This window comes from Rodentibacter trehalosifermentans (assembly GCF_002000545.1).
In the GTDB taxonomy this organism is placed as follows: Bacteria; Pseudomonadota; Gammaproteobacteria; order Enterobacterales; family Pasteurellaceae; genus Rodentibacter; species Rodentibacter trehalosifermentans.
Window position 1 is genome coordinate 112,620 of record NZ_MLHL01000006.1, and the last position, 25,133, is coordinate 137,752.

27 protein-coding genes and 2 tRNA genes are annotated in these 25,133 nt (G+C 37.8%); 14 read left to right on the plus strand and 15 right to left on the minus strand.

Annotated elements, in window-relative coordinates; translation table 11 throughout:
* Nucleotides 1-2: 2 nt before the first annotated feature.
* Genes BKK52_RS01380 through BKK52_RS01390 form a run of 3 tightly spaced genes read right to left on the minus strand, consistent with a single transcriptional unit; the run spans nt 3 to nt 3,059 of the window.
* Complete coding sequence (locus BKK52_RS01380) at nt 3-1,019, minus strand: Gfo/Idh/MocA family protein (protein ID WP_077474810.1); 1,017 nt, start codon at nt 1,017-1,019, stop codon at nt 3-5.
* Nucleotides 1,016-1,849: an HAD-IIB family hydrolase gene (locus tag BKK52_RS01385; RefSeq protein ID WP_077474809.1), complete on the minus strand. Its 834-nt coding sequence runs from the start codon at nt 1,847-1,849 to the stop codon at nt 1,016-1,018. The genes BKK52_RS01380 and BKK52_RS01385 overlap by 4 nt, the downstream gene beginning before the upstream one ends.
* Nucleotides 1,830-3,059 carry a DegT/DnrJ/EryC1/StrS aminotransferase family protein gene (locus BKK52_RS01390; RefSeq protein ID WP_077474808.1) on the minus strand — a complete coding sequence of 410 codons (1,230 nt, stop codon included), beginning with the start codon at nt 3,057-3,059 and terminating at the stop codon, nt 1,830-1,832. Before BKK52_RS01390 ends, BKK52_RS01385 begins: the two co-directional genes overlap by 20 nt.
* 675 nt (nt 3,060-3,734) lie before the next feature.
* Here BKK52_RS01390 and BKK52_RS01395 point away from each other — a divergent pair.
* Nucleotides 3,735-3,810: transfer RNA gene (locus tag BKK52_RS01395), tRNA-Lys, on the plus strand.
* 515 nt (nt 3,811-4,325) lie between these two features.
* On the opposite strand, the gene BKK52_RS01400 is transcribed toward BKK52_RS01395, so the two are convergent.
* The 4 genes from BKK52_RS01400 to ettA form a co-directional block, all read right to left on the minus strand.
* Complete coding sequence (locus BKK52_RS01400; RefSeq protein ID WP_077474807.1) at nt 4,326-4,667, minus strand: SirB2 family protein; 342 nt, start codon at nt 4,665-4,667, stop codon at nt 4,326-4,328.
* 89 nt (nt 4,668-4,756) lie between these two features.
* Nucleotides 4,757-5,218: an FkbM family methyltransferase gene (locus BKK52_RS13740; RefSeq protein ID WP_208606135.1), complete on the minus strand. Its 462-nt coding sequence runs from the start codon at nt 5,216-5,218 to the stop codon at nt 4,757-4,759.
* Nucleotides 5,130-5,582, minus strand: a complete 453-nt coding sequence (locus BKK52_RS13745) for a class I SAM-dependent methyltransferase (protein WP_208606136.1) — start codon at nt 5,580-5,582, stop codon at nt 5,130-5,132. Before BKK52_RS13745 ends, BKK52_RS13740 begins: the two co-directional genes overlap by 89 nt.
* 57 nt (nt 5,583-5,639) lie before the next feature.
* The gene (gene ettA, locus BKK52_RS01410; RefSeq protein ID WP_077417908.1) at nt 5,640-7,310 is read right to left on the minus strand and encodes an energy-dependent translational throttle protein EttA; all 1,671 of its coding nucleotides are present in this window, start codon (nt 7,308-7,310) and stop codon (nt 5,640-5,642) included.
* A gap of 184 nt (nt 7,311-7,494) precedes the next feature.
* Here ettA and BKK52_RS01415 point away from each other — a divergent pair, with 184 nt between their 5' ends.
* From BKK52_RS01415 to zevB, 7 genes are all read left to right on the plus strand, one after another.
* The gene (locus tag BKK52_RS01415; RefSeq protein ID WP_077477640.1) at nt 7,495-7,764 is read left to right on the plus strand and encodes a hypothetical protein; all 270 of its coding nucleotides are present in this window, start codon (nt 7,495-7,497) and stop codon (nt 7,762-7,764) included.
* A gap of 42 nt (nt 7,765-7,806) precedes the next feature.
* On the plus strand, nt 7,807-8,328 hold the full coding sequence (locus tag BKK52_RS01420) for a hypothetical protein (RefSeq protein WP_077474804.1): 522 nt from the start codon (nt 7,807-7,809) through the stop codon (nt 8,326-8,328).
* A 36-nt stretch (nt 8,329-8,364) separates the two neighbouring features.
* A complete protein-coding gene (locus BKK52_RS01425) occupies nt 8,365-8,790 on the plus strand; it encodes a hypothetical protein (RefSeq protein ID WP_077477642.1) in 426 nt (141 codons plus the stop codon).
* On the plus strand, nt 8,780-9,805 hold the full coding sequence (locus tag BKK52_RS01430) for a cell envelope integrity TolA family protein (protein WP_077477644.1): 1,026 nt from the start codon (nt 8,780-8,782) through the stop codon (nt 9,803-9,805). The genes BKK52_RS01425 and BKK52_RS01430 overlap by 11 nt, the downstream gene beginning before the upstream one ends.
* A 9-nt stretch (nt 9,806-9,814) precedes the next feature.
* Complete coding sequence (locus tag BKK52_RS01435; protein WP_077477645.1) at nt 9,815-10,105, plus strand: hypothetical protein; 291 nt, start codon at nt 9,815-9,817, stop codon at nt 10,103-10,105.
* Nucleotides 10,106-10,448: 343 nt separating this feature from the next.
* Complete coding sequence (zevA, locus tag BKK52_RS01440) at nt 10,449-11,099, plus strand: zinc transporter binding subunit ZevA (protein WP_077474351.1); 651 nt, start codon at nt 10,449-10,451, stop codon at nt 11,097-11,099.
* Nucleotides 11,100-11,103: 4 nt separating this feature from the next.
* The gene (gene zevB / locus BKK52_RS01445; protein WP_077421637.1) at nt 11,104-12,072 is read left to right on the plus strand and encodes a zinc transporter permease subunit ZevB; all 969 of its coding nucleotides are present in this window, start codon (nt 11,104-11,106) and stop codon (nt 12,070-12,072) included.
* Between the two features lie 104 nt (nt 12,073-12,176).
* Here zevB and BKK52_RS01450 read toward each other — a convergent pair.
* Nucleotides 12,177-12,252, minus strand: a tRNA-Asn gene (locus BKK52_RS01450).
* Nucleotides 12,253-12,650: 398 nt separating this feature from the next.
* Here BKK52_RS01450 and uvrB point away from each other — a divergent pair.
* Nucleotides 12,651-14,687, plus strand: coding sequence for an excinuclease ABC subunit UvrB (gene uvrB / locus BKK52_RS01455; RefSeq protein WP_077421633.1), 2,037 nt, complete (start codon nt 12,651-12,653; stop codon nt 14,685-14,687).
* A gap of 83 nt (nt 14,688-14,770) precedes the next feature.
* On the opposite strand, the gene BKK52_RS01460 is transcribed toward uvrB, so the two are convergent.
* Genes BKK52_RS01460 through BKK52_RS01470 form a run of 3 tightly spaced genes read right to left on the minus strand, consistent with a single transcriptional unit; the run spans nt 14,771 to nt 17,990 of the window.
* The gene (locus tag BKK52_RS01460) at nt 14,771-15,514 is read right to left on the minus strand and encodes a YdcF family protein (protein ID WP_077421632.1); all 744 of its coding nucleotides are present in this window, start codon (nt 15,512-15,514) and stop codon (nt 14,771-14,773) included.
* Nucleotides 15,511-16,470, minus strand: a complete 960-nt coding sequence (locus BKK52_RS01465; RefSeq protein WP_077477647.1) for a polysaccharide pyruvyl transferase family protein — start codon at nt 16,468-16,470, stop codon at nt 15,511-15,513. The genes BKK52_RS01460 and BKK52_RS01465 overlap by 4 nt, the downstream gene beginning before the upstream one ends.
* Nucleotides 16,467-17,990 carry an MATE family efflux transporter gene (locus BKK52_RS01470; RefSeq protein WP_077477648.1) on the minus strand — a complete coding sequence of 508 codons (1,524 nt, stop codon included), beginning with the start codon at nt 17,988-17,990 and terminating at the stop codon, nt 16,467-16,469. Before BKK52_RS01470 ends, BKK52_RS01465 begins: the two co-directional genes overlap by 4 nt.
* A 128-nt stretch (nt 17,991-18,118) precedes the next feature.
* On the opposite strand from BKK52_RS01470, the gene BKK52_RS01475 reads away from it, so the two are divergent.
* The 5 genes from BKK52_RS01475 to BKK52_RS01495 are packed head-to-tail and all read left to right on the plus strand — an operon-like array spanning nt 18,119 to nt 22,903.
* Entirely contained in the window at nt 18,119-18,889 is a 771-nt protein-coding gene (locus BKK52_RS01475; RefSeq protein WP_077477649.1) for a glycosyltransferase family 25 protein, read from the plus strand.
* Complete coding sequence (locus BKK52_RS01480; protein WP_077477651.1) at nt 18,890-20,089, plus strand: hypothetical protein; 1,200 nt, start codon at nt 18,890-18,892, stop codon at nt 20,087-20,089.
* Entirely contained in the window at nt 20,082-20,966 is an 885-nt protein-coding gene (locus tag BKK52_RS01485; RefSeq protein ID WP_077477653.1) for a glycosyltransferase family 2 protein, read from the plus strand. Before BKK52_RS01480 ends, BKK52_RS01485 begins: the two co-directional genes overlap by 8 nt.
* An 11-nt stretch (nt 20,967-20,977) precedes the next feature.
* Nucleotides 20,978-21,781, plus strand: a complete 804-nt coding sequence (locus BKK52_RS01490; protein WP_077477655.1) for a glycosyltransferase family 2 protein — start codon at nt 20,978-20,980, stop codon at nt 21,779-21,781.
* An 18-nt stretch (nt 21,782-21,799) separates the two neighbouring features.
* Nucleotides 21,800-22,903, plus strand: coding sequence for a lytic murein transglycosylase (locus BKK52_RS01495; protein WP_077477657.1), 1,104 nt, complete (start codon nt 21,800-21,802; stop codon nt 22,901-22,903).
* A gap of 42 nt (nt 22,904-22,945) precedes the next feature.
* On the opposite strand, the gene BKK52_RS01500 is transcribed toward BKK52_RS01495, so the two are convergent.
* The 4 genes from BKK52_RS01500 to BKK52_RS01515 all read right to left on the minus strand — a co-directional run bounded on the left by BKK52_RS01500 (nt 22,946) and on the right by BKK52_RS01515 (nt 25,110).
* The gene (locus BKK52_RS01500) at nt 22,946-23,533 is read right to left on the minus strand and encodes a lipoprotein HlpB (RefSeq protein WP_077477659.1); all 588 of its coding nucleotides are present in this window, start codon (nt 23,531-23,533) and stop codon (nt 22,946-22,948) included.
* Nucleotides 23,534-23,636: 103 nt separating this feature from the next.
* A complete protein-coding gene (locus BKK52_RS01505; RefSeq protein ID WP_077477661.1) occupies nt 23,637-23,954 on the minus strand; it encodes a c-type cytochrome in 318 nt (105 codons plus the stop codon).
* Between the two features lie 9 nt (nt 23,955-23,963).
* Complete coding sequence (locus BKK52_RS01510; protein ID WP_077474342.1) at nt 23,964-24,449, minus strand: TlpA family protein disulfide reductase; 486 nt, start codon at nt 24,447-24,449, stop codon at nt 23,964-23,966.
* Complete coding sequence (locus tag BKK52_RS01515) at nt 24,439-25,110, minus strand: ABC transporter ATP-binding protein (protein WP_077477663.1); 672 nt, start codon at nt 25,108-25,110, stop codon at nt 24,439-24,441. Before BKK52_RS01515 ends, BKK52_RS01510 begins: the two co-directional genes overlap by 11 nt.
* Between the last annotated feature and the right edge of the window lie 23 nt (nt 25,111-25,133).

The following is a 25,133-nucleotide window of genomic DNA, read 5'->3' on the forward strand; positions in this document are numbered from 1 at the left end:
AATCAAAACTCTTCAATTATTTTTTGTATATATAGCCCTTCCGTAATTTTAGGAACTAGTTTACTACATTCTGAATTCTTTAATAGTTGACACCAATCACGGTATAGGTATATGAATGAATCGGCCCAAAAAGGTAGTTCTTTTGGAGGATCTGAGATTATTCTTTTTTCACTTAATAAAATCTCTACAACTTCTTTCTTATCAAATTTAAATAGATAGATTGTATTTATATTACGAGTAGAATATCTTATCTCGCCTTTTTCAAAAATTAAATTAAGATGCAGACCTAGAGAGTCTACTGTTTCCGATTTACTTGCATGGAGTCGAAAAAAAGCATTATTAACGGAGGAACCAAATATATATCCATTATCATCTACCTCCACATATCCCCCTTCCTTAGTTTTAACCCTGGTTCCTTTGACTACTTTCAACTGATTAATATCAGTTTTGCTTTCACTAAAGATATGAAATAAATCTATGAGATGACATGAAAGATCTCCTAAAGCCCCACTACTTTTATTTTGTTGCTCCGAATCTCTCCAAGTAAGATAGTTGCGTGTTAAAGCAGAATTTTTATTAAAATCAGCAGAAAAAAATACTAATTTACCTAACTTTTTTGAATCTTTTAAGAACAAAATTTTTTTAACAATACGATTATATCTATAATTAAAAGAAACAATACTTTTGGGAGGAGAGATCTCTACTAATTTACTGGCTAACTCAAAGTTAGTTGATAAAGGTTTCTCACAAAGTAGTGGAATTCTATTGTAATGTAAAACCTCCTTTGCAAGAGAAAAATGTAGATTATTGGGAGTGCAAATTACAAAAGCATTACTAGCCTTAGCTAGTTGTTCGATATTTTCACATAATGTAACAGGTAAAGTCGCTATTTTCTTTAGGTTAAGCATATTATTTCTATTTATATCATAAAAGGCTAGCCCCTTAATTTGTTTTATTTGAGAAATTGCTAATACATGGGCATGAGCTATTCCTCCACATCCAATAATACCTATAATCATTTGCCAAGCTCCTTAAGAATATCAAGAATACCATAACAATAAGGGCGATTAAGACTGCTGCCATAAGTATCAATGGCCACTTTGTCTGCATTAGAAACCAAATAGCCCTTACCTGAATTTGCAAACATAGGGAAATCATTTGCACTATCACCAAATGCTAATATATTCTCCTTAGCTAGACTTAATTCGTCTTTTAAAAACAAAATAGCTTGATCTTTTCCACAACAAGTAGGAATAAATTCAACATCGTAGCAGTCCTCTGGATCTCCTGCTGCGGGATTGCATTTTGTAAAAACAACTCGAATATGATATTTTTCTGCAAGATCTCTTATCCAATTAAAATCATCTTCCATTCCTTTTTGAATATAATAATAGAAACTAATTTTGTATGGGCCTTGATAATCATCAGGTTGTTTTTGAAGTAAGACTCCTTTTTTAGAAATTTTTTCTAAAATAATATTAACATTTTCGTGAGAAAAACCTGATTTAATAATTCTATCTTTCCAAGACTCTGATGGTATTAATTTCCCATTTTTAATCCAATAAAACTCTGTGCCTAGGCTACAACATAAAAAGTGTGGGCTATATGAAATATAATTATTTGCTTTTCTTAAAGCTGAGCTGAGATTTGTACCTGTTATCCAGCCAATAAAAATTCCTTTCTTATGCCCTTTTTCAAGCATAAATTTTTCTAAATCTTTTATACCACCGTTCTTCTTATTTTCTATTGAATATGGAATATATGTTTCATCTAAATCGCAACAAACTAACGTATTGATTTTAGTTGGTTGTGGAAACTCTAATGGTAAATTACTTTTGGATAAAGTCATATAGCACCTCAATTACAATATTTTGTTCTTCAATTGACATATGATTATGGAGAGGGATATGCACTAGTTTTGAATGGATATCCTCAGATAGACTAAACTGTTCCTTATTAAAGTAATTTTCAGAAAACGGATGCTTTCCAAGATGGGATAGAACAGGGTAATAAATATCCAATTCTACATTCTTGGATTGAGCAAATTGGATTAACGATTCTCTATTTTGTTCTTTAAGCAAGATAGGGAAAAGGTGCCAAGTATTGCTTATTAATTCTTTAGGAGGAAGTACTTTATCCTTAAGCTCCTCTAGTAAAAAAATGTATCTAGCTGCGAGTAAACAGCGTTTCATTGCATTTTTTTCAAAATGTTTAAATTTACATTGCAGAGTTGCAGCTTGTAAGTTATCCATTCGGCTATTAAATCCCCAATTTTGAGCTTTAATATTTTTCTTACCTTCAAGAAAACCATGATAGGAATATTGACGTGCTAATTTAGATAACTCAGAATTACGGGTAATAATAGCTCCAGATTTTCCAAAAGTACCTATATTTTTAAAAGGATTGAAACTAAGAGCTATGAAATCACCGTAATTTATAATGTCTTTTATACCGAAACATTGTGCCGCATCAATAACAATGGGCAAACTTGATTCTTTAGAAACTTTATATATTTCATGTAAATGGTAGGTTGAACCATATAGGCATACAGGGAGCACAGCTTTAGTTTTACAAGTAACTAATCGATTAATTTCATCAGGAATCATATTATAGGAGGAGTCAATATTAGCAAAAACTGGGGTTGCACCTATAGCCATAACCGCATTTTCTGTAGCAGCAAAAGAATTAAGCGGAAGGATAACCTCATCACCATGGGTTATTCCCAAAGCTTTTAATGCTATCTTAATAGCATCTGTGCCACTGCTTGTAGCGATACAAGAATCAGCATAATAAAAATTTCTAAGAAATTTCTCTATTTCATTAATAAATGGTCCACTAGTGAAGTTACCTGTATTAATAACTTGAGAAATAATATCGGAACAATCCTTTCTTTCTTGTAAAGAATTTAATCTAGAAAGTGGTAGAAAAGAAACCTTGTCTGAAAAATCGTATTCACTTTCTTTATTTATATTAAATATAATATCTTGATTTTCTTTAATTAATTCTTCTTCTGAAGAAAAAGAGAAAAGAGTTTTATTGATCTCGGATACATCTTTCATGGTTATCCCCCTCAAATTAAGTGGCAAATGGATATTTTTTAAATACCTAGAATAGGGTATCTAAGTTTTCCTAATAGTCAATTTAAATGTTGCAAAAATGTGATTTATTTCACACTTTTTTTACAAACGCATTATGAAAATCGATTCTATGTTTAAAAATAGGAAGTTAGTAGTCAAGACAAAACACTAGGTTTGAATAGCGTAATAATGTATTCATATAAACGAATAAGATAGAGTTTTATCAGTCGTTCATTTATATCGATTTAAATAAAAAATTATTTGATTATAGGGAATGTTTTATAATTATATGTAGTTTCATTCAGCTATTAATTTGATGAGAAAATGCCTTATGAATGTCAAAAACTCAAATAAGTTTTGATGATGTTGTAAGTAATGGAGTTATACACAGTAGATTTGGTATACTAGAATAAAGGCTTTACAAGCAGTATAAAAAGTGTAGAATTGGATCTGTTAGTAGTGTTGTTTTACTGCTAATCGATCTTTTTTATTTTCATCGTGCAAATTTGATGATGAGTCTGTGCGGTATTTTTTAAGAAAATAGCATAAAGGATTTAAAATCCCTCGCCTTTCGAGGCGTGCCAGTTCAAGTCTGGCTTCGGGCACCATTTTATAAAATCTTAATTTTGTAAAAAACTCCTTTAAAATCCTACATTTGGGTCGTTAGCTCAGTCGGTAGAGCAGCGGACTTTTAATCCGTTGGTCGAAGGTTCGAATCCTTCACGACCCACCATCTAATACAAACTGGCGGTAAAGTGGCGGTTTGTTTTTCATGGTCTAATTTCCTATATTTTGTAAGTGGCGATAACCGCCAGTCTAGTTTTTAACTGAAATTAATTTTTCTAAAAATTCTCACGGAAAATAAATAAACTGTTTATAAATCATAGTGTTATTGAAATTTCGTTTTATTTTACGATCTCTTTTAAGTGTAAAACACTGTAAAAACTTGTAATTCTTACAGTTAAGATCACTATTCTGTCTCTTAGATGATCCCTTTTACTTCAAAGAGTTAGCACTATTTCAGACCTGAAATTTAACTGAAAAAACGCCAATTTTGAACGTAAATTCAGCGGGGGAGGAAGGGGATTTTTCGCCACTTGGCGTTAGCCTAAAAATATTCTTCCTTTATGACCCCATATATTTATGGTAAAACTTAAAGGACTAGCCTTGGAATACAGGACACAGTCCTTGAATTAAATTAGTCTAACTTTTTGGGGACAGAACGATGGATGGATTTTTTATCGGTATTTAATGAATGTAGGCAACAAGAATTGCCCCAATAAAGCTTGCCAAAGCAAGTAATAAAAACATTGGATTGGCTTTTGTTACTTTTTTGCTGAAGAATTTTGCTGAAAAAACAACGTATAAAATCAACAGACAAAGTTTCGTGATAAGCCAAGTTTCTAATTCAAAAGGCAAGAGGAAAAATATCGTTAAACCACTTATTATTAAAAGGGTATCAGTCAAGTGCGGTAAAATTTTTAATAATTTTATGGCTCGCCAATCTTTCCCACCTAATTGCATTCCTCCACGAACGATCAAAAGCCCTAAACTTAAAAATGCACAGAACACATGTAAGGAAATTAACATAATCACTCCAATAAATAATGAGTAGCGTAATGCTACTTAAGATAAAGCACTATTATATAGAAGTTACTTTCTTTTTAATATTTAAAATTTTATTGTGATGATGAAGAAATATGTTTCAGTGTCGGGTCATCATTGTGAATTGCTAAGATATTAATATCCATAGGAAAAAATTGATAGCCTAAAGGTGAAAGTAGATCAACAATTCCTTGATGTCCGGATTTTAGGACTTCAACAGATAGTATTGGTAAATGTTGTTTAATGGTTCTTAGCCCTCCGGTTAATGTTTCTAACTCCATTCCTTCGACATCAATTTTTAGGAAATCTAAGCGTTTAAGCTGGAGAGAATCAACAGAGATAAGAGGGATTTTTTGCGTTTTTTGATAATCGATAGGTTGACCGATAAATTCGTTATTTGTATTTTGACGTAGCTCTAAGCTACCAAAGGAAGAGGGAGTATTGTAGTCAACAATCGGTATGTCTATCATTGGCTGGCTGGCTGGCTGGCTGGCTGGCAACGGGATTGCCGATTGCTGAATAAATTGCTTTGGCATTAAAACAGTTATTCAATGCAATGTTACCTGCAAGCGCATAATAAATACGCTCTTGGGCTTCAATAGCGATAACTTCTCCCCATCCGGTCATTTCTATGCTCCAAGGAATGGTATGAGCACCAATATTGGCACCGCAATCCAAAGCCACGACATTATCTCCAAAATATTTGCGACGTAAATTCAGTAAGGCTAATACATTTCGAATTTCTTTAGGATCGAAAGACCCGGTAGATAAAAATTGATAACCTACACCATATGTATGCCCGGCAAGGTTGGTTTGACGATCAAGATGATTAACGATAAGTGTGCCAAAATTAGTTGCACTAAGAACAAAAGGTTGGGGTCTATTAATGTGTTTCATCATATTTTCCTTTTTATGAATGAAAGAACTTGGTGGTTTTTTCCACCAAGTTAATAAAGGTTACTTCGCAATACGCTTATATTTCATACGATGCGGCTGTAAGGCTTCAGCACCAAAGGTTTTCTTTTTCCACTCTTCATAGTCGGAGAAGTTACCTTCGTAGAAGGTGACTTTACCTTCATCACCATAGTCTAAAATATGAGTTGCAATACGGTCTAAGAACCAACGGTCGTGGGAAATCACCATGGCACAGCCCGGGAATTCCAAAATTGCATTTTCTAATGCACGCAAGGTTTCTACATCGAGATCATTGGTCGGTTCATCCAGTAAGAGAACATTCCCCCCGGCTTGCAAGAGTTTGGCTAAATGTAAACGCCCACGTTCACCACCGGAAAGTTCGCCCACCCGTTTTTGTTGATCAACCCCTTTGAAGTTGAAACGTCCCACATAGGCACGGCTTGGAATTTCAAAGTTACCAATGGTAAGAATATCCTGCCCATTTGACACTTCTTCCCAGACGGTTTTCTTATCATCCATCGCATCACGGAATTGATCCACCGAAGCCAGTACAACGCTTTCCCCCATAGTGATCGAGCCACTGTCCGGTTTTTCTTGCCCTGAAAGCATACGGAATAGAGTGGATTTACCTGCCCCGTTTGCCCCGATAATCCCCACAATCGCTCCCTTAGGAATAGAGAATGAAAGGTTATCAATCAAGGTGCGATCACCATAGGATTTCGTGAGGTTTTGCACTTCGATCACTTTATCACCTAAGCGTGGACCTGGTGGAATAAAGAGTTCGTTGGTTTCATTGCGTTTTTGATATTCGCCGGAATTGAGTTCTTCAAAACGTGCCATACGTGCTTTGCTTTTCGCTTGGCGGCCTTTCGGATTTTGGCGAACCCATTCCAACTCTTTCTCAATGGATTTTTGACGGGCAGATTCTGCTGCCTGCTCTTGGGCAAGGCGTTTTTCTTTTTGTTCTAACCAAGAAGAATAGTTCCCTTCCCAAGGGATACCCTCACCACGGTCAAGCTCTAAAATCCAACCGGCAACGTTATCTAAGAAATAACGGTCATGGGTAATCGCTACCACAGTGCCTTCGTAATCATGGAGAAAACGCTCTAACCACGCCACGGATTCTGCATCCAAGTGGTTGGTTGGCTCGTCTAACAACAACATATCCGGTTTTTCTAACAAGAGGCGACAAAGTGCCACACGGCGGCGTTCTCCCCCGGATAAATGCTCAATTTTAGCATCCCAATCAGGCAAGCGTAGCGCATCGGCGGCTCGTTCTAATTGATTGTCTAAATTATGTCCGTCTTGCGCCTGAATAATCGCTTCCAATTCCGCTTGCTCTGCCGCAAGTTTATCAAAATCCGCATCAGGATCGGCATAAAGTGCGTAAACCTCATCAAGACGAGTTAGGGCATTTTTCACTTCAGACACCGCTTCTTCCACCGCTTCACGCACCGTTTGCTGTGGCTCAAGTTTAGGCTCTTGTGGCAGATAGCCAATTTTAATCCCCGGCTGTGGACGGGCTTCTCCCTCAATCTCTTTATCAATCCCCGCCATAATGCGAAGTAGGGTAGATTTCCCAGCCCCATTTAAGCCAAGCACCCCGATTTTCGCCCCCGGGAAAAAACTCAAAGAAATATTTTTCAAAATATGCCGTTTCGGAGGCACAACCTTCCCGACACGGAGCATGGTATAAACAAATTGTGATGACATAACGCCTCTTGTTTTATAAGTGAAAAGTGCGGTCAATTTTACTTGAATTTGCGGGGGAAATATAGCCTTTGCCTGCAAGCAGTTCAATCATCAAAATTTTTTCAAAACCTTGTCAAAAAAAGGCTTGACTATCGTTTTTTTTTTTTAGAATACGGAAGATTTTAGGTTTTTTAGCAGGAGTAACATGGCGGAAATTAATGCTCTGATTATTCAGTGTATTGAAGAAAATTTTAATAAGGAAAAGGATTGCATTCCTATGGGAGAACCCTATTCCGGTGTGGATTTACAATATATTCTTAGTTATTTAGCTCATTATCAAAAATTTCCGGATGAACAAGAACTAAGAGAAAGGCTAAATTTTCTTATTAAGAATAATAGAAATAAATATACGTTAATTGACCCAGTTAATAAAATATTTGTTGCTTATACATCAACAAATGCAAATTATCCATAAGATTTAAACTTACAATTAATTTAAAATAAAAGGTAAAATTTCATGTCTAATAAAATAGGTAAATATAAAATTCATAGGGGAGTTCTCTTTCCTATATTAAGATATTTTAGGGAGAGATATGATTTAAGCTTTAGTTTTTCTGATGAAGAAAATGCTTTTGTATGCGATAAGTATTATAGGTCATATAGTTATGGAGCTTCATTTTGTATTGGCATAAGTAAACTTGATTGTGTGTTTTTTACTACCCGAGTCTACAGTTCGAATGATTATTTTATTTCAAATATGATAAAGAATGATAATAAATCCCTTTTTGAATTTGTTAACGGTTGGAATAGCACTAATGGTTTGCTGCTTCCCGTACATCTAGATGAAGATGACTTGGGGTTATATTTGTATCAAGGATTTTTGGTTTCTTTTGGGGTATCAGAAGATTATTTGAAATATAGTCTTGAGATGTGTTTAGTTCATTCAATAGAATTTTTAGAAGAATATTATCCTAAATGTGAAGAAAAATTTGTAGAAAAATTACAAGAGTCTGAAAATGAAATTGAATTTACTAAATAATTTATGTTGGGGTAAATAAAATGCTGAGAGGTTGTTATGATTAAAGATACTGAATTTACCATAAATATTAAAGACATTACCTCTATTTTATCAAAAGTAGAAAAAGAACTTGACGTTAGATTTGAAAAAGATGAAAGTGATTATCTTCTTAAGATAAATCAGATAGAAGAAAGTGGGATTTTGGTCTCAATAAATCAAGAAAATACTGCAGTAGTATTTGGTGCAATTATAAAGATACCTGATATTGAATTAGAGTTAATTAATAATTTTAATGCTAAATCTAAACTTGGTTTTTCTATTTCTTGGCGAGAGGATAAAAAAGCAATGGTGTCTTACTATCCAATTTTCTTAAAAGGTGTATCAGAATACTATGTATATCAAGAAATGAAAAGATTTATATATGGAATACTTAGCTTTATTTCATACTTAGAGGATAATGGAGTTATTTTAAATGAAAAATAAAAACCTTCCCCCATCCCCTAAATTTTCTGCTCTTAAACTTTATCTTAAACCCTATATTCCCAGACAGAAATTACGAGGAGCATTAGAAAGCTATGTTGCAGATGAGAATGTAGAAGCGGATGATATTTTATTATTAACGGATGATACGGTATTTGGATCTGCAAAACGTGGTTTAGTATTCACAAATAAACGTTTCTTTTATTGGGATAATAATGGTTCCGGATATGGTTCAATATCTGACATTAACGCTATTGACGTTGAACCTGGCACACTTTCTCACGATATTTATTTTAAATATAAAGGAGAAGAAAATGAGTGGTGGCATTTGAACTTTACTCAAGCTAGGGCTAATGACATTAAACTTTTAAAAAAATATTTAACAGAAGTTGTTGAACAACTCCAAGCTGAAAATATTGAAGAGGACGTTAAGGTAGAGGAAGAAATTGTAGAGCAAACTCAAAAAGAACAAGCACAATTTGATGAAGAACAGCTACGTTTGGAAATTCGTAAACAATTAATTTTGGAAGAAGAAAAACGTAAATTTGAAGAAGAGCAAAAACAAAAAGCACAGCAACAAGCCTTAATAGAGATTGAGCCGAATAATAGCGTCAATACTTTTGTGCAACCGGGGTTAATCTCTCAACAATTGGTGAAATCTCGTTATATTGGTACTCGGATTAATGATGATGGATCGCCTGAACCTAGGTATCTTGGTGAGCCGATAGAGGAAGATCAGTTTAATACTGGTGATATTTCTATTAATGCAGGAAATCAAGATACTCAGAGTAGTCTAATTAGTTTCTTACAAAATAATAGTGATGGCATTATTGCGAAGTTAAAAGATAGTGGATTGTCACTCACAGCTTCGGCATTACAAAATGATGAAAATATTATTAGGATAGCGGGTTTTATTTATAATTTTCTTCCTATGCCTGTTCGTTTTTTTGTCAGTGTTAATACCTTAGAACAATTCTTAATGAATAACAGACAATGGTTAATTAATAAATTAAATTAAGGAGTTTTTATGTCTAAAGAATATTATTTCAAAATTACTTATAAAAACACTAGAAACAATAATTCGGTGAGTAGTGAACGTTTGATAGCAAGAAATATGAGTGATGCGAAAAATCAGTTTCGTACAAAAAATTCTCTCAGACCGGAATATAAAATTATTGCTTGTGTTCGGGAGCAGGAATATGGCTCAAATGCTCGTTCGGATAATCCAACGAGTAACAGTTTGGGCGGGGCATTACTGGGGTTGGCTGCGGTGGCAGGCGTGGCTTTAACCTCTAAATTTTTTGGAAATAAAAAGTAATCAAGGTTTTTAAAGAAAAAATCAAAGTTATATTTTTTCTTTGTGATAGGGTTATTGAATGTTATTTTTTGATATTCAATAACCCTTTTTTTTCCAAAAAATAAATAAAAAAAACCACCCGAAACGGGTGGTAGGAAAGTAGTTTAGCTATATTTATGATTATTTTATTTAGGAACTTTATGAATATCAAGCAATCACTTGACGGAGCGAATGATACAGAAAATTCCTCTTTAAATAAAATCCAATCTTATTATTTATTGATTTATATCAATAAATTTAGGTGATTTACTCAGGTTTGTTTATAAAATAAGCGTTTTTTTAGAATCTTTTTGTCTATGCTAGAATGCTGAGAATTTTTAATTGGGAGCACAATGTGAAAAAGCTATTCCTATTTCCTTTATTTTATGCCGGTACGGTATTGGCGCATCCTCATGCTTTTATTGAGATGGAAAGCAAGGTATTGGTTGAACAAAACCAATTAGTCGGATTTTCGATGAAATGGACGTTGGATGAGCCCAGTTCTTCAGCCGTTTTGTACGATATGAAACTGGCAAGGGAAGAGGCAGAACAGCAAAAATTGATTGATGAAGTGATGAATAATGTGGTAAACGAACATTATTTCAGTTATTTTTTTGATAAAAATAATAATAAAATCAAATATAAAAAGCAGGCGAAAAATTATGGGGTGAAAACGAAAGGTATGCGTGTTCAGTATTATTTCGATTTCTTTCTCTCTCACCCACAGCCGTTGCAAGATAATGAATTGACATTGATGACCTATGATCGCACTTATTACGTTTCTATGTATTATCCCGAAGGTCAACGTGCGATGGATTTTTCCGCACTTCCGGCAAATTGTCAGGGAAGCATTGCGGCGCCGAATGTGGATGAAAAAATACAATCTTACGCCGCCTCTTTAGATAAAACGAAGAAAGACGAAGATGATTCTTTAGGAGTGATGTTTGCTCAAAAAATCAAAATTCAGTGTGAGTAAAATGATGAAATCGGTTTTTCCCTTTAAATGGCTTGTCGCCTTCATTTTAGCTTTTGTAGCGATCTTTTGGTTTTTCCCTTGGCTTTTTGTGAAAGTCGTGATTTGGCAGCAGTTGTTTAATCAATTAATTTCTGACAATCTCCACGAGATTCAGCAAGATTCCGTTTCAGCAGGCATATTATTAATCGGTGTGAGTTTTCTTTACGGCGTATTACACGCAGTCGGGCCAGGACATGGAAAATTTATTATTGCAAGTTATTTGTCTACGCACGAAAGTAAATTGAAACAAAGTGTGAAACTAAGCCTATTATCTTCTTTTATGCAAGGTATCGTGGCAATTACGGCGACCTCTCTTGTTGTGGTGATTCTCAATCTTTCCTCTCAATATTTCAAATTAAGCCAAGTATGGCTGGAACGCAGCGCATTGATTTTATTGATGGGGTTAGGCGGCTATTGGATTTATCAAGGCATTCGCAAGCCGATGGCTTTTCGCATTAAATCCATTAATCCTCGCCCTGTAGCGTTACAAAGTGCGGTCAAAATCAACCGCACTTTTAAAGAGGATTGTGGCTGTGGGCATCAACATTTACCGAATGTCCTTCAATTAAAGCAAGCCGATACCTGGAAAAGTCAATTTTTAGTGATAATGAGCATTGGTTTACGCCCTTGTACGGGCGCGATTTTTGTTCTTTTTTTGGCTTATATGATGGAGCTCTTTTTTTGGGGAATTTTTGCGACCCTTGCGATGTCTTTTGGGACAGGGCTGATGTTAGCTTGCTTTGCAATGCTTGTGCGTTATGCAAAAAAATCAGCAATTCGGATTGGAAGATGGTATGACGTGAAAGCCTTAAACCGATATAGCGGTCGAGCAGTGAAAATTATTGTGGGTGGTATAATGCTGTTTTTTGCGGTTAGTTTGCTTTATGCTACAACCCTTGAAGTGAATGGAGGAGCGGTGTTATTTGGAAAATAACCAGATAAAAATAAAGCCCATCAACACGACGGGCTCAAAATCTTTTGGTTGCTAATTTAGGATTCGTAAAAGGAGACAAACGAAAACTAAACCAAAAGAGGAATTGGCTCCTCCTGCTGGACTTGAACCAGCGACATATGGATTAACAGTCCACCGTTCTACCGACTGAACTAAGGAGGAATAATTCTGTATCACAATGAATCGGCGCGCATTTTAATGATCCCACTTCCCCTTGTCAACAGGTCAAAATAAAAAAATTTAAAAAAAATTGCGGCATTTTTCTATCCACAAAGGCTGTGGATAACTTTGTGGATTAAAACAAAATAAGATCTTGAAATACTGATAAATACTGGGGTTATAGCGAATCCGGTAAAAATTGATTGTAAAATAACATTTCTTTATTTATCAATTGGTTAGATAAAGTCCAGTAAAAAGTTTAAAAAAAATTTTCGATTTTATAAGGTTTTTCTCTTGACATCGCTAACACTGTGTAAAACTTGCCTTTTTCACTCTATATGGCGTAAGAAATATGTTAGAATGCCGCCAATAAAAACGCATTCAATTTTAACCGCACTTTTATGGCAGAAAAAATTAACAGTAAACCTTTTATTCTTCATTCCGATTTTAAACCTTCCGGCGATCAGCCCCAAGCGATTGAAAAACTTGCTGAAAATTTAGAAGATGGGCTTGCCCATCAAACCCTACTTGGAGTGACAGGTTCAGGGAAAACTTTCACCATCGCCAACGTTATTGCAAAATTAAATCGTCCGGCGATGTTGCTTGCCCCCAATAAAACCCTTGCCGCCCAGCTTTATGCCGAAATGAAGGCCTTTTTTCCGGAAAATGCCGTGGAATATTTCGTTTCTTATTATGATTATTACCAACCCGAAGCCTATGTGCCAAGCAGTGATACTTTTATTGAAAAAGATGCCTCCATTAACGATCAAATTGAGCAAATGCGTCTTTCAGCGACCAAATCCTTTTTAGAACGTCGTGATACGATTGTGGTGGCTTCTGTTTCTGCCATTTACGGTTTGGGTGATCCGGATAGCTATTTAAAAATGATGTTGCATTTGCAACAGGGGGCGATTATTAATCAACGCCAAATTTTGGCAAAATTGGCAGAATTACAATACACCCGTAATGACCAAGCCTTCCAACGGGGAACATTTCGTGTGCGGGGTGAGATTATTGATATTTTTCCGGCGGAATCTGATGATATTGCCATTCGTATCGAATTATTTGATGATGAAATTGAACGACTGAGTTTATTTGATCCGCTGACCGGGCATCATTTAGGCACGGTACCTCGTTACACGGTCTATCCGAAAACCCACTATGTCACCCCTCGGGAACGCATTTTAGATGCAATTGAAAAAATTAAAGCCGAGCTCGTACAACGCCGTGAATATTTCATCAAAGAAAATAAATTGTTGGAAGAACAACGCATCAGTCAACGCACTATGTTTGATATTGAAATGATGAATGAATTGGGCTATTGCTCGGGCATTGAAAATTACTCACGCTATCTTTCCGGCAGAAATGAGGGCGAGCCGCCGCCGACCTTGTTTGACTATATGCCTTCTGATGCCATTTTGATTATTGATGAATCTCATGTGACGGTTCCGCAAATTGGGGGAATGTACCGTGGCGACCGCTCTCGTAAAGAAACCTTAGTGGAGTATGGTTTCCGTTTGCCTTCCGCGTTAGATAACCGTCCGTTGCGTTTTGAAGAGTTTGAACGCCTTGCGCCACAAACTATTTATGTTTCTGCCACACCGGGGCCTTATGAATTAGAAAAATCCGGTGATGAAATTATCGATCAAGTGGTTCGCCCTACAGGCTTGCTTGATCCGGAAATTGAAATTCGTCCGGTTGCGATTCAGGTGGATGATTTGCTTTCCGAAGCCCGACAAAGGGCAGAAAACAATGAGCGTGTTTTAGTGACAACCCTCACCAAAAAAATGGCAGAAGACCTCACCGATTATCTGGACGAACACGGCATTCGGGTGCGTTATCTCCATTCGGATATTGACACCGTAGAACGGGTGGAGATCATTCGTGATTTACGTTTAGGGGAATTTGATGTGTTGGTTGGTATCAACTTATTGCGTGAAGGGTTAGATATTCCCGAAGTTTCCCTCGTGGCTATTTTAGATGCCGATAAAGAAGGTTTCCTGCGTTCCGAACGTTCGCTGATTCAAACTATTGGGCGGGCGGCGCGTAATTTGAAAGGAAAAGCGATTTTATATGCCGACAGCATCACCAAATCCATGGAAAAAGCCATCACGGAAACCAATCGCCGCCGTGAAAAACAAATGAAATACAATGAACAAAAAGGCATTGTTCCGCAAGCGTTAAACAAAAAAGTGGGCGAGTTGTTGGATATTGGTCAGGGTGTGACAAATAAAGGGAAAGGTAAATCACGAGCCAAAACTGTGGCAGAACCGACCGCACTTTATAATGCCCCGAAAAATGCGAAGGAATATCAGCAACAAGTCAAAAAACTGGAACAGCAAATGTATAAATTCGCGCAGGATCTGGAATTTGAAAAAGCCGCTGCAATTCGAGATCAACTTCACCAATTACGGGAACAATTTGTGATGAGTGAATAGGGAAAAGTGCGGTAATTTTTTTGGTACTTTTCTTTTCAGCAACCAAACCTACCGGCGCAAGCATTTTGCTTGTGCCAATGAGATTATTTCTCTTTCCAATAACCAATCCATTCTTTCAACAGTTGCATATTTTTCGCCATTGCTCCGCCTTGTGGAATGAAATGCATAAGCGTTAAGCCGTATTCCTTTGGTGTGATACCTTCGCCCACACCGGCGGGGAAGACGTTAAATCCCTGTTGTTGGAAAAGCAATTTGGCCCGTTGCATATGCCATTCATTGGTAACAAGAATAATGTTGTTAATCCCTTCTTTTTCTAAGATTTGTTTGGTAAATCGTGCATTTTCTTTAGTGGTTAAGGCCTGAGGCTCAATCCATGTGGTCGGCACATGAAAGAATTGCTGTAATTCTTCTGCTGCCACCTTCGCTTCGATAGCACCGGTCGGGCTTCTTCCACTGATGAGAAGCGGTAAGCCCGTTTCTTTTTGTAAATAGGCCGCATAACGTAGCCGTTCAAGTTGAATTGCGCTGGAAGCAAACGGCGCATAAAGCTCTTTACTGTCTCGTAATCCTCCGCCTAATAACACAATAGCTTGGGCATTTTTGTAGTCATTGAGTGTGAAATGATCTTCTGTCACCAAGCTATCCTTTAAGGTTTGAGCGGTAAAGGGAATACTAAATAGATAAAGCATCGCAATCCCAAGTGCGGTGGAAATTCGGCTTAATTTTTTGAAATTAAACCGGGCTAAAACTAATGCCAAGAGCCATAAAATTAAACTATTAAATGGCGGGAGTATCATGGCGGTGATGAGCTTTTTGAGTTCCATCATTTTTTATCAATTTCCACAAAGTCGATATTTTTCGTCCATAAATTGGCATAGCCGGAATTTTTACCATAAGCGTTGTCACACACTCGGTTTGGTATTTCCAGTAAGCAGGAGAAAATATGACCGTGTAATCTGGTGGTGATCACCTGATCATGTTGTAAAAACACGCGAGCCACCCGTTTTACGATACCTTTGGTATAAGAAAACCAAAATTGATGGAAACCATTTTTCAGCCAGCTCCAATTTCGTTGGTTGGCAAATTTACTCACACGCCAACTGAGAGCCAAAACGATACTGTCTAATCGGGTGAGAATATCCTCCCAATCTTTCACATTGGCATTTATCGGTAGGGTGGCGAGGATATTTTTTTCCACTTCACTTGCTTCAATATCTTTGCGTAAAAAATAAAGCTGTTCGCCTGTGTTGCCTTGTTTTGTCGGCAAGGTGCCGTAGAGTTGGTGTGCCATATCCGGTGATAAGGCGATATTTTGGGAAAATGGTTTGAAGGCTTCTGCTGTGCGTTCATCACGGGCTAGCAGGTGGCAATCGGTATGTTGATTAAAAAGTGCGGCTGATTTTTCGAGATTTTTTTGATCCTTAAAATACAGGGTTTGTGGCAACACAATAATGCGATTATTGGGAAAATGTTGCACCATCGCTTCACGAATTTTTTGATGTTGTGGATAGAGATCGCCAAAGTTGCCCCCACCGTGCAGCAAAATGGTGGTGTTCGGAGTGATCTTTTGTCTGACCTCATTAATATCCAAATCAAACTCGCAACGTCTTAAGGTCACATTAATATGGTGATCCTTAAAAAACTGCTCCGTTCCGTGATAGATCAATAAATCCCCTACATTCAAATGTAGCGGGTAATCAAAATAAAACACATCGTTTTTATCTTTAATTAAATCCGCAAGAGGGGCGAGTTGTTGCTTTAGAGAAATTAATGTTGTATTCATTTTTTTACCTTTTTCAAAATATAGCCAAAGAGGAAGTTTTTTTCCGCTCGATTTAGCCCAAATAACAAAATCACGCTCACCAGCACTATTTCCAATAATACGGCTTCACCGATAAATTCAAAGAATGTATAGGTCTGCTTAGGGTTTGAAAAATAAACCAGCCCTAATAGTAGGCTGAAGATAAGGCTGATGTGGCACAAATAAGTGACGAATTCTTTGCGGTTAAACCGAATTTTTTTATTAATAAAGTAAAAGCGATAAATTTGCATAGAAAGTGCGGTAGAAAACCGCCCAATAAAGGCATAAATCGGGCTATAACCCAAAGTAAATAAAAAGTAAGCAAGCGGTACGGTGCAAAGATCAATCATCGCAATCACGATATTATATTGTTTAATTTTGTTTGTGCCGATAGCCAGTGCTGTCATCCAAAAAGAGCCAGCCATTGCGCTTATCAATGAGCAAAGCAAAGTGGTCTGCACCAAGGGTTCCACATATTGGGGCAATTGCTCGCCCAGCCAAAAGGTGAGTAATGGGTGGGTGAAATAAAGCACCGGGGCAGATAAAATCGCAATCAGATAAAAGGAATATTTTGATGTACCGAGAATGAGACTTTTGTTACGTTCTTCCTCTTTTGCCGCATAAGATTGCACCAGTTGTGGGTTAAACGCCACTTGAAAGTTATTCACAAAGCTATAAATGGCGGTATCCACTTGCGTGGCGATCCCCACTGCGGCATTGACGGTAACACCAAAAAACAGGTTGATCACCATATTTAAGCCTTGTGTAGAGGCGACATAAGCGGTTTGTCCAAGTAACATCCAACCGGAAAAACTTGCCATTTCCTTTGTTTTACTTAAATCTTTATGGAAATGAAAACGGGTTTCCGGGTAAAAAGTACGGCGGGTAAAATTAAAATAAAGCAAAAAGACCAGTAGGCTGACAGCCAATAATAATAGGCTATAACTGATGAGTTTATCGTATTGCTCTATCTGCATTAAAATAAAAATAGCGGTGAGTTTGAATAGGGTTTCACTTAAGCCAAGCCATGCATAAAATGCCATTCGCTCATGGGCGACAATCATCGCATTAAAAGGCACTTTAATGATTTCAATTAAGGCAATGAGAAGGGCAATTTGATAGACGATATTGGCAGCGTCTCTTCTTTCTGTTGGAATATTCAGTTTATGGTTTAAAAACCAGAGCCCCACGGTTTCCGCCAACACCGTTACCACCAACATAATAAAAAGATGATTTAACAGGCTGATATTAAAAATCATATTGATGCGGCTTGCATCATTGGCGGCTTTTTCTACATTAATAAAACGTTGTGTGGTCGCCGTCATGGTTCCGTTAAAAAAGGAAAACAAAATCACCACACCCATCACAATGTTATAAATACCAAAATCTTCTACGCCTAAAACCTGCAATACCACCCGTGAAATATATAGCATTGCCCCCATATTGAAGAGCATACGGATATAGAGAAATAAGGTATTTTTAGCAATGGTTTTGTTTGACATTGTGATTGATGAACGCCTTAAAATTGGTGGGGAATTATAGATTTCTTTAGTATAATCAGCAATCTTTTATGCAACTATTTCCCATTTGAACGATCAAATAGACGATAGAATTTTAAATCGAGAAAATAATGAATAAATATTTGATTTCCTTAGATAAAGATGAACAGCGTCGTGTGCTTTTCTTCGCACAACCCGATACCGCAGATTTTTCTGTCTTCTCTGCTATTAACACCATGCAACGGGAATGGGACGAATTGGCTCAACAGTTTGATTTGGTACAATTTGAGCAGCGTTACGGGCGTAAAGTCACCAAAGGTGAAATCGGTTGTACGCTTAGTCATCTTGCGGTGTATCGTTTGATTGTGGAAGATATGGCAGTAGCTGAGGATGATTATGCCTTGGTATGCGAAGATGATGCCTTGTTTGCGCCTAATTTTCAGCAGAATTTGACCGCACTTTTAAGCCAACCTCATACCATGCCGATTGTGCTTATTGGGCAATCCAAAATTGCTCAATTTAATGATGTTGAGTTGGAAATTAATTATCCGACAACCCTTTCATTTTTATGTCATCAAGCGGGAGGCGTGGCTTATGCCTATCCTTATAAAAGCTATTTTGCCGGTACGGTGGGGTATTTAATTAAAAAATCTGCAGCCCGTGTTTTTCTAAAACAACTTGAACAAGGAAAACCTTTTTGGCTTGCTGATGATTTTTGGTGGTTTGAAACCCAATTTGGCTTGCCAAACCAAGTGGTTCGCCCATTAATGGTGATCGAAAATCCTCAATTAGTGAGTAATCTTGAGGCAATTCGAGGCGCTGAGGCCAATAATCTTGCGAAAAAATTGGTGAAATATCCGTTGAAAAAAATGATGGCGATTCAGAAAAATTTAGGAAAATAAATGACCGCACTTTTTAATCTTTTCTATCTTTACGATCCCTGGTTTTTCCATGTTGTGCGTATGTCTGTTGTAGTGGGGATTGTTGCCTTTGCCCTGTTAATTTATCGCACAGTGAAAAAGCAAAACAAACAAGGGATTGTGGTGCCAATAGACAGTTTAGCCGTGTTGTTAGGGCTTATTTTATTAAGTGCAGTCCCTTTGTTGATAAATGGCACAAAGGATTTTTCTGTGATTATCATGTATGTGAAATCACTAATATTATTTCTTTTCGGTATTGGGGTTTATAACGCTTTTTATCGGCTACCCAACGGGCAACAACGGCTTGTGTGGGATTTGCAAATTGGGGTGGGCGTGCAGTTTGTATTCGGTCTATTGGCTTTGCTTGGTGTTTCTTTTTTGGTGGAATTTTTACTTTCAACCAATGCGATCTTACCTGCACGGTTTTATGGCTCGGAACAAGAATATCGCCTGTATAACATCACTGCGACTGCCTTTTTCCAACTGAGCTTATTTTACTTAATGCTGTTCCACTTTTTATTGGCCTATAACGCAAAACATAACAATATACCGAGTATTTTGGTCTTTTTGATGCTTTGCATCGGGTTGATTTCCGGCAGAACTTTTTTATTGCTTTCTGTGGTGAGTATTGCGGTCTATTTTAAATGGCGATATGTACCTTCATTGGTGGCATTTTTGCTCTTAGTGTTGGGGTTGGCTTATTTTATACCGAAAAATCCTTATGTGGGTCATGCCTTAGAACCGGTGATTAATTTATTACATGGTGCCGGTTTTGTGAGTTCCTCTACGGATACCCTCGTTAAAAATCATTTATTTATCCCAACCTTAAAACAGTTTATCAGCGGGGATGGTCTGTATATGACCGGGCAGTTAGAAACCGGGCGTTATTATGGCAATACAGACTCCGGCTTCTTACGCCAAATTCTATATGGTGGGATAGAATATATACTGGTTTGTTTTTTTGTCACCTTTTATTTTGTCCGCAAAGTGGCATTAAATTGGTTTGATGGCAGCTGGAAATTTGTTCTTTCCGCCTTTGTGATCCTTACCGTTTGTCATATTAAAGCCGATACCTTTGCGTTTCCGGGGATTATGTTTGTGATGCTGATGTTTTTGTCATTATTTGGCACGCACGGCAAACAACGCATTTTCTTCGCACAGAATGAGGGAAAATATGTTTAGTATTATTGTGCCGTCTTACAATCGAAAATCGGAAATTCCCGCTTTGTTGGCAAGTTTAGCACAGCAAACCTATAAAGATTTTGAAGTGGTGATTGTGGATGACCACTCAAAAGAACCGGTGGTGGTGGATGATACCTATCCTTTTAAAATTAAGGTGATCCGTAATGAAACCAATCAAGGGGCGGCGGAAAGCCGAAATATTGGTGCTCGTGCGGCAACAGCACCATGGTTGCTATTTTTAGATGATGATGATCGCTTTGCTGAGAATAAATGCGAGCAATTGGCAGAGGTGATTAACCAATATCCTGATATCAATTTTATTTATCACCCGGCAAAATGCGAAATGGTAAATGAAGGTTTCAGCTATGTGACCCACCCAATTTCACCGCAAGAAATTAGTGTGGAACGCATTTTACTGGCTAATAAAATTGGCGGTATGCCGATGGTGGCGATTAAGAAAGAGCTTTTTCTAAAAATAGGCGGATTATCGACCGCACTTCGTTCCTTAGAAGACTATGATTTTTTATTAAAATTAGTTAAAGATCCGAGTTTTAAACCCTATAAATTAGAGGAAGCTTTGACTTATTGCACCTTCCATACTCAACGTTCCAGTGTTTCAACGGATACCCATAATACGGAAAAAGCCATTGATTATATTCGTGAACATTATGTGGAAACTGCACAGCAGGCTCGCAATTTTAATATCAATGCCAGCTATATTTTGTCCTATCCGCATATCATGAATTTATCACGCAAAGCGGCATATTATTATTTTGATATTTTTAAACAAACCAAAAGTATTAAACAACTTGTGATAGCGCTGGTGGTGCTGATTTCACCGAAGCTGGCACTGAATTTGAAACGCTTTATGTCATAGAAAGAGGCATCATGAAATTTTCAGTTTTAATGTCTTTATATATTAAGGAAAATCCACAATTTTTACGCGAATGTTTTGAAAGCCTCGTGGCGCAAACCCATCCGGCAGACGAAATTGTGTTGGTATTTGACGGTGCGGTTACCGAAGAATTAAAAGCGGTGGTGGCAGAGTTTGCAACCCGGTTACCGTTAAAATTAGTGAAATTACCGCAAAATCAAGGCTTGGGAAATGCCTTAAATGAGGGGCTGAAACATTGTACTCACCCTTGGGTTTTCCGTATGGATACGGATGATATTTGCGTGTCGGAACGTTTTGCCAAACAGCTGGCATTTATTGAACAGCACCCTGACACCATTATCTTTGGCGGACAAATTGCCGAGTTTGGTGAGAATGTGAATGATATTGTTGCTTATCGCTATGTCCCAACCGATGCGGCAGATATTGTGAAATTTACCCAAAAACGTTGCCCTTTTAATCATATGACGGTGGCGTATCAGAAAGCGGCGGTGATAAATTGTGGAGGGTATGAAGATCTGCAGGAAGATTATTATTTATGGATTAAACTGGTGGCACAAGGTCAAGCAGTGGCAAATTTACCGGATATTTTGGTTTATGCTCGGGTCGGTAACGGAATGGTCGGACGTCGTCGTGGTTTGAATCAGGCGAAAGCGGAATGGCGGTTATTCAAACTCAAATACCGTTTGGGCATACAAGGTTTTGGAGCAGGAATGTTGATTTTTATATTGCGTTCGGCTTCCCGTTTGTTGCCGACTTCATTGCTCAAAGCAGCCTATAATCAATTCTTAAGAAAATAACATTAAAAAGGAAAACAAATGAAAAAAATCTCGTTATTATCAACCGCACTTTTATCTTGTTTACTGGCAGGTTGTGCAGGCAGTAGCCAAAGTTCATCGAATAGGATTCCGACAATTAGCGCGAATTCAGCCTATACCAAACCCCGCACATTGGATAATTTCCATGACTATGTGCAATTTTTAAAAGGTAAAGCGGCAGCAGAAGGGGTTTCGATTGCCACTTTGAATGCACAAAATAATATCCGTTATGTAGAAAAAGCGGTGGCATTAGACCGGGCTCAGGCGGGCAGAATTGTCAAACGTGATCCAAACCAACCGCCGGTATTAAACCCAAATGGTACAACCAATTACCTCAATAAAGTTCTCACCAATAATAAAGTGAATGTGGCAGAAGATCGTTATTGGGAAGTGCAAGTGCCTTTGCAACGGGCAAGTCAACGTTATGGTGTGCAACAAGAATATATTCTTGCGTTATGGGGTATGGAAAGCAGTTTCGGGTATTATCAAGGACGTTATGATGTGTTATCAGCCCTCGCCACTCTCGCCTTTGACGGCAGACGTGAAGCCTTGTTTAGCAAAGAATTTGTTAATGCGATGAAAATGCTGGATCGTGATCATATTCAACGCACTAAAATGTTGGGCTCTTGGGCCGGTGCTATGGGACAAACCCAATTTATGCCAAGTGCTTTCTTAAATTATGCCGCTGATGGAAATGGCGATGGGGTGAAAGATATTTGGACAAACCAATTTGATGCCTTTGCCTCTATTGCCAACTATTTGCATACCGTTGGTTGGGACGATAAATTGCCGTGGGGAATTGAAGTCACCTTGAACCAACCGCTTGATTTGGCCCTTTCCGGTATTGAGAAACATAAAGCCCGTTCTTTGCGTGAGTGGCAAGCACAAGGGGTGATGCCGTTGGGGTTCAGTGCGCAAGAGCAAGAAAAATTGACCGCACTTTCCAATGCGGATCTTTGGCTTGTCCAACCGGATAAACAGGTTGGAAGAGCATTTTTAGTCTCCAATAATTTCCGCACCCTTTTAGATTGGAATAAATCCAATTATTTTGCGGTGAGTATCGGAATGTTTGCCGACAGAATAAAGGGAAGGATAGGATTATAAAAAAGCAGTCAAATTGACCGCTTTTTCTGTCTGATGAATGAATTATTTTGCAGCCGGAGCTTGTGTAGGTTGCTCTGTTGCAGGTTGAACCGGAGCTGGGTTAAATTTAGCTTTAATTTGTGCATCCAGTTCCGCTAAAGATTGTATTTCAACTTGTAATTGCATTGCTTTCTCAGCGTAAGCTTTTTGATCTTCTTCCGTTTTCACGTTTGCTTGAGCAACTAATAATTCACTTGCAAGGGTTAATACTTCTTTTGTTTTGTTCTTCGCATTGCCGATTAAATCAGATTTCACATCAAGGGCATCTAGGCTCGCAATACTGCCTTGAACAGATTTATTAAATTCTTCCACCGCTGCTTTAGCTTTGTTTTCATCTTTCTCTGCAATTGCAGCTTGTAATTCTTGCTGTAATTTTTGTTGGCTTTGAGTTTGCATCGCACCTTGATCTTTATTCCAAGCGACTAATTTTTCATAATCGGCTTTTTCTTGTGCTTCAGCAGTCATTGCTGGTGCTTCCGCCGGTTGGTTGGTTTCTGGTTTTGCGGTATCTGCTTTGTCTGCCGGTTTATCACAAGCTGTTAAGAATAACGCAAGTAATGCGGTTGCACTGATTTTTGTCAATTTGTTCATAAGCAATCCTTTAAGTTAAATTAAAAATAATTTCTTGGCGGTATTACCAAGCCTTTTGTAAGACCGCCTATTTTCTGATTAGTTTGGCGTTTTTTCAAGAAATTTATTTTAGGGTCGGCACAAATTCCGCTAGGATTTTGATTTCCTTTTCGGTTAAACGTTGTTTTGCAGAATTGCCCGCGCCGATAACTTTTCCTTTTTGTCTCTCCCAAAGTGCGGTTGAAATGGCTTCTGTTTTTAATTGATTAATGATTTTTGATTCGCCCATGGCGGGTTTTTCCCCTTTTTTTCCATGGCAGGTGGCGCAGGAACGCTTGTAAATCTTTTCTGCTTTAGTGAAATCAGGATGATTTGCGGTTTCGGCTTGAACCCAAAAGGAAAGAAAAAATAGGCTGCCAAGAAATAGATGAAATGCTTTCATTGGGGATCCTTAATGTGGTTTAAATAATTTATCTAATGTTTCCTGCCCAATTTTACCTTCAAATTTTGCTTGAATATAGCCTTTGCCATCAATAATAAAAGACGTGGGCGTACCTATAAGTTGATATCGTTCAGCCGTGATGTTCATTTGATCTTTAATTACCGACTGGGTGAGTTGGTGTTTGGCGACCACAGCGTTGGTATCTCTTTTTTCCCCATCAACATTAATGGCAATGAGTTGAACTTGATTGGGATAGGCGGCATTAAGCTGCTCAAAGGCTTTTAGCTCTGCCATACAATGGCCGCAGGTTTCCGACCAAAAGGTGAGCAATCGGGTGCCTTGCCAATCTTTCAAACTCACGGGGTTGCCTTGCAGATCATAGGCGGCAAGTTCCGGGGCTATATGACCCACTGTCGCTTTTTCTTCTTTGCAAGAAAGGGTGTTGAAAATGACCGCACTTATACAGAGTGATTTGAGTAAAGCTTTAACGTTCATTTTGTGCTTCCCGTAAAAATTTGCCATGTTGAAGATAAATGGTGCGATCTGTGAGTTTGCCGAGTTCAGGATTATGGGTGACCATTACAATGGTTCTTCCTTGGCGGTTTAATTGTTGTAATAAATCTAAGATCAATGTCTCATTTTTTTCGTCTAAATTCCCCGTGGGTTCATCGGCGAAAATGACAGGGGGCTGATTGACAAGGGCACGAGCAATGCAAACACGCTGTTGTTCCCCCCCGGAAAGTTGGCTTGGGCGGTGATCGATACGATGGCCTAATCCCACTTGTTCTAATACGGCTTTGGCTGCGGCTTCATCAATCACACTGTGGTAATGCTGAGCGAGCATCACATTTTCAAGGGCGGTTAAATAGGGGATTAAATGGAATTGTTGGAAGACAAGGCCGATTTTTTCTGCCCGAAAATGTTGACGGCCCACTTCATCTAATTGTGCCGCATCAATTCCATCTAAGATCACTTTTCCCTCGCTGGCAGTATCTAACCCGGTGAGAATGTTCATCAAGGTGGTTTTTCCCGAGCCGGAGGCACCCATAATGGCAACAAATTCCCCTTGCTTAATTTGAATTGTGATATCTTCAAGGGCAGTAACCTGACCAAAGCGTTTGTATAAATGTTTTGTTTCGATAACAAATTGAGTCATATTGTTCTCTTTTCTTTTTAGGC

Coding starts and splice junctions, on each gene's coding strand:
- BKK52_RS01380 (WP_077474810.1), bottom strand. CDS start 1,019: ATGATTATAGGTATTATTGGATGTGGAGGAATAGCTCATGCCCATGTA.
- BKK52_RS01385 (WP_077474809.1), bottom strand. CDS start 1,849: ATGACTTTATCCAAAAGTAATTTACCATTAGAGTTTCCACAACCAACT.
- BKK52_RS01390 (WP_077474808.1), bottom strand. CDS start 3,059: ATGAAAGATGTATCCGAGATCAATAAAACTCTTTTCTCTTTTTCTTCA.
- BKK52_RS01400 (WP_077474807.1), bottom strand. CDS start 4,667: ATGTTAATTTCCTTACATGTGTTCTGTGCATTTTTAAGTTTAGGGCTT.
- BKK52_RS13740 (WP_208606135.1), bottom strand. CDS start 5,218: ATGCCAAAGCAATTTATTCAGCAATCGGCAATCCCGTTGCCAGCCAGC.
- BKK52_RS13745 (WP_208606136.1), bottom strand. CDS start 5,582: ATGATGAAACACATTAATAGACCCCAACCTTTTGTTCTTAGTGCAACT.
- ettA (WP_077417908.1), bottom strand. CDS start 7,310: ATGTCATCACAATTTGTTTATACCATGCTCCGTGTCGGGAAGGTTGTG.
- BKK52_RS01415 (WP_077477640.1), top strand. CDS start 7,495: ATGGCGGAAATTAATGCTCTGATTATTCAGTGTATTGAAGAAAATTTT.
- BKK52_RS01420 (WP_077474804.1), top strand. CDS start 7,807: ATGTCTAATAAAATAGGTAAATATAAAATTCATAGGGGAGTTCTCTTT.
- BKK52_RS01425 (WP_077477642.1), top strand. CDS start 8,365: ATGATTAAAGATACTGAATTTACCATAAATATTAAAGACATTACCTCT.
- BKK52_RS01430 (WP_077477644.1), top strand. CDS start 8,780: ATGAAAAATAAAAACCTTCCCCCATCCCCTAAATTTTCTGCTCTTAAA.
- BKK52_RS01435 (WP_077477645.1), top strand. CDS start 9,815: ATGTCTAAAGAATATTATTTCAAAATTACTTATAAAAACACTAGAAAC.
- zevA (WP_077474351.1), top strand. CDS start 10,449: ATGCTGAGAATTTTTAATTGGGAGCACAATGTGAAAAAGCTATTCCTA.
- zevB (WP_077421637.1), top strand. CDS start 11,104: ATGAAATCGGTTTTTCCCTTTAAATGGCTTGTCGCCTTCATTTTAGCT.
- uvrB (WP_077421633.1), top strand. CDS start 12,651: ATGGCAGAAAAAATTAACAGTAAACCTTTTATTCTTCATTCCGATTTT.
- BKK52_RS01460 (WP_077421632.1), bottom strand. CDS start 15,514: ATGATGGAACTCAAAAAGCTCATCACCGCCATGATACTCCCGCCATTT.
- BKK52_RS01465 (WP_077477647.1), bottom strand. CDS start 16,470: ATGAATACAACATTAATTTCTCTAAAGCAACAACTCGCCCCTCTTGCG.
- BKK52_RS01470 (WP_077477648.1), bottom strand. CDS start 17,990: ATGTCAAACAAAACCATTGCTAAAAATACCTTATTTCTCTATATCCGT.
- BKK52_RS01475 (WP_077477649.1), top strand. CDS start 18,119: ATGAATAAATATTTGATTTCCTTAGATAAAGATGAACAGCGTCGTGTG.
- BKK52_RS01480 (WP_077477651.1), top strand. CDS start 18,890: ATGACCGCACTTTTTAATCTTTTCTATCTTTACGATCCCTGGTTTTTC.
- BKK52_RS01485 (WP_077477653.1), top strand. CDS start 20,082: ATGTTTAGTATTATTGTGCCGTCTTACAATCGAAAATCGGAAATTCCC.
- BKK52_RS01490 (WP_077477655.1), top strand. CDS start 20,978: ATGAAATTTTCAGTTTTAATGTCTTTATATATTAAGGAAAATCCACAA.
- BKK52_RS01495 (WP_077477657.1), top strand. CDS start 21,800: ATGAAAAAAATCTCGTTATTATCAACCGCACTTTTATCTTGTTTACTG.
- BKK52_RS01500 (WP_077477659.1), bottom strand. CDS start 23,533: ATGAACAAATTGACAAAAATCAGTGCAACCGCATTACTTGCGTTATTC.
- BKK52_RS01505 (WP_077477661.1), bottom strand. CDS start 23,954: ATGAAAGCATTTCATCTATTTCTTGGCAGCCTATTTTTTCTTTCCTTT.
- BKK52_RS01510 (WP_077474342.1), bottom strand. CDS start 24,449: ATGAACGTTAAAGCTTTACTCAAATCACTCTGTATAAGTGCGGTCATT.
- BKK52_RS01515 (WP_077477663.1), bottom strand. CDS start 25,110: ATGACTCAATTTGTTATCGAAACAAAACATTTATACAAACGCTTTGGT.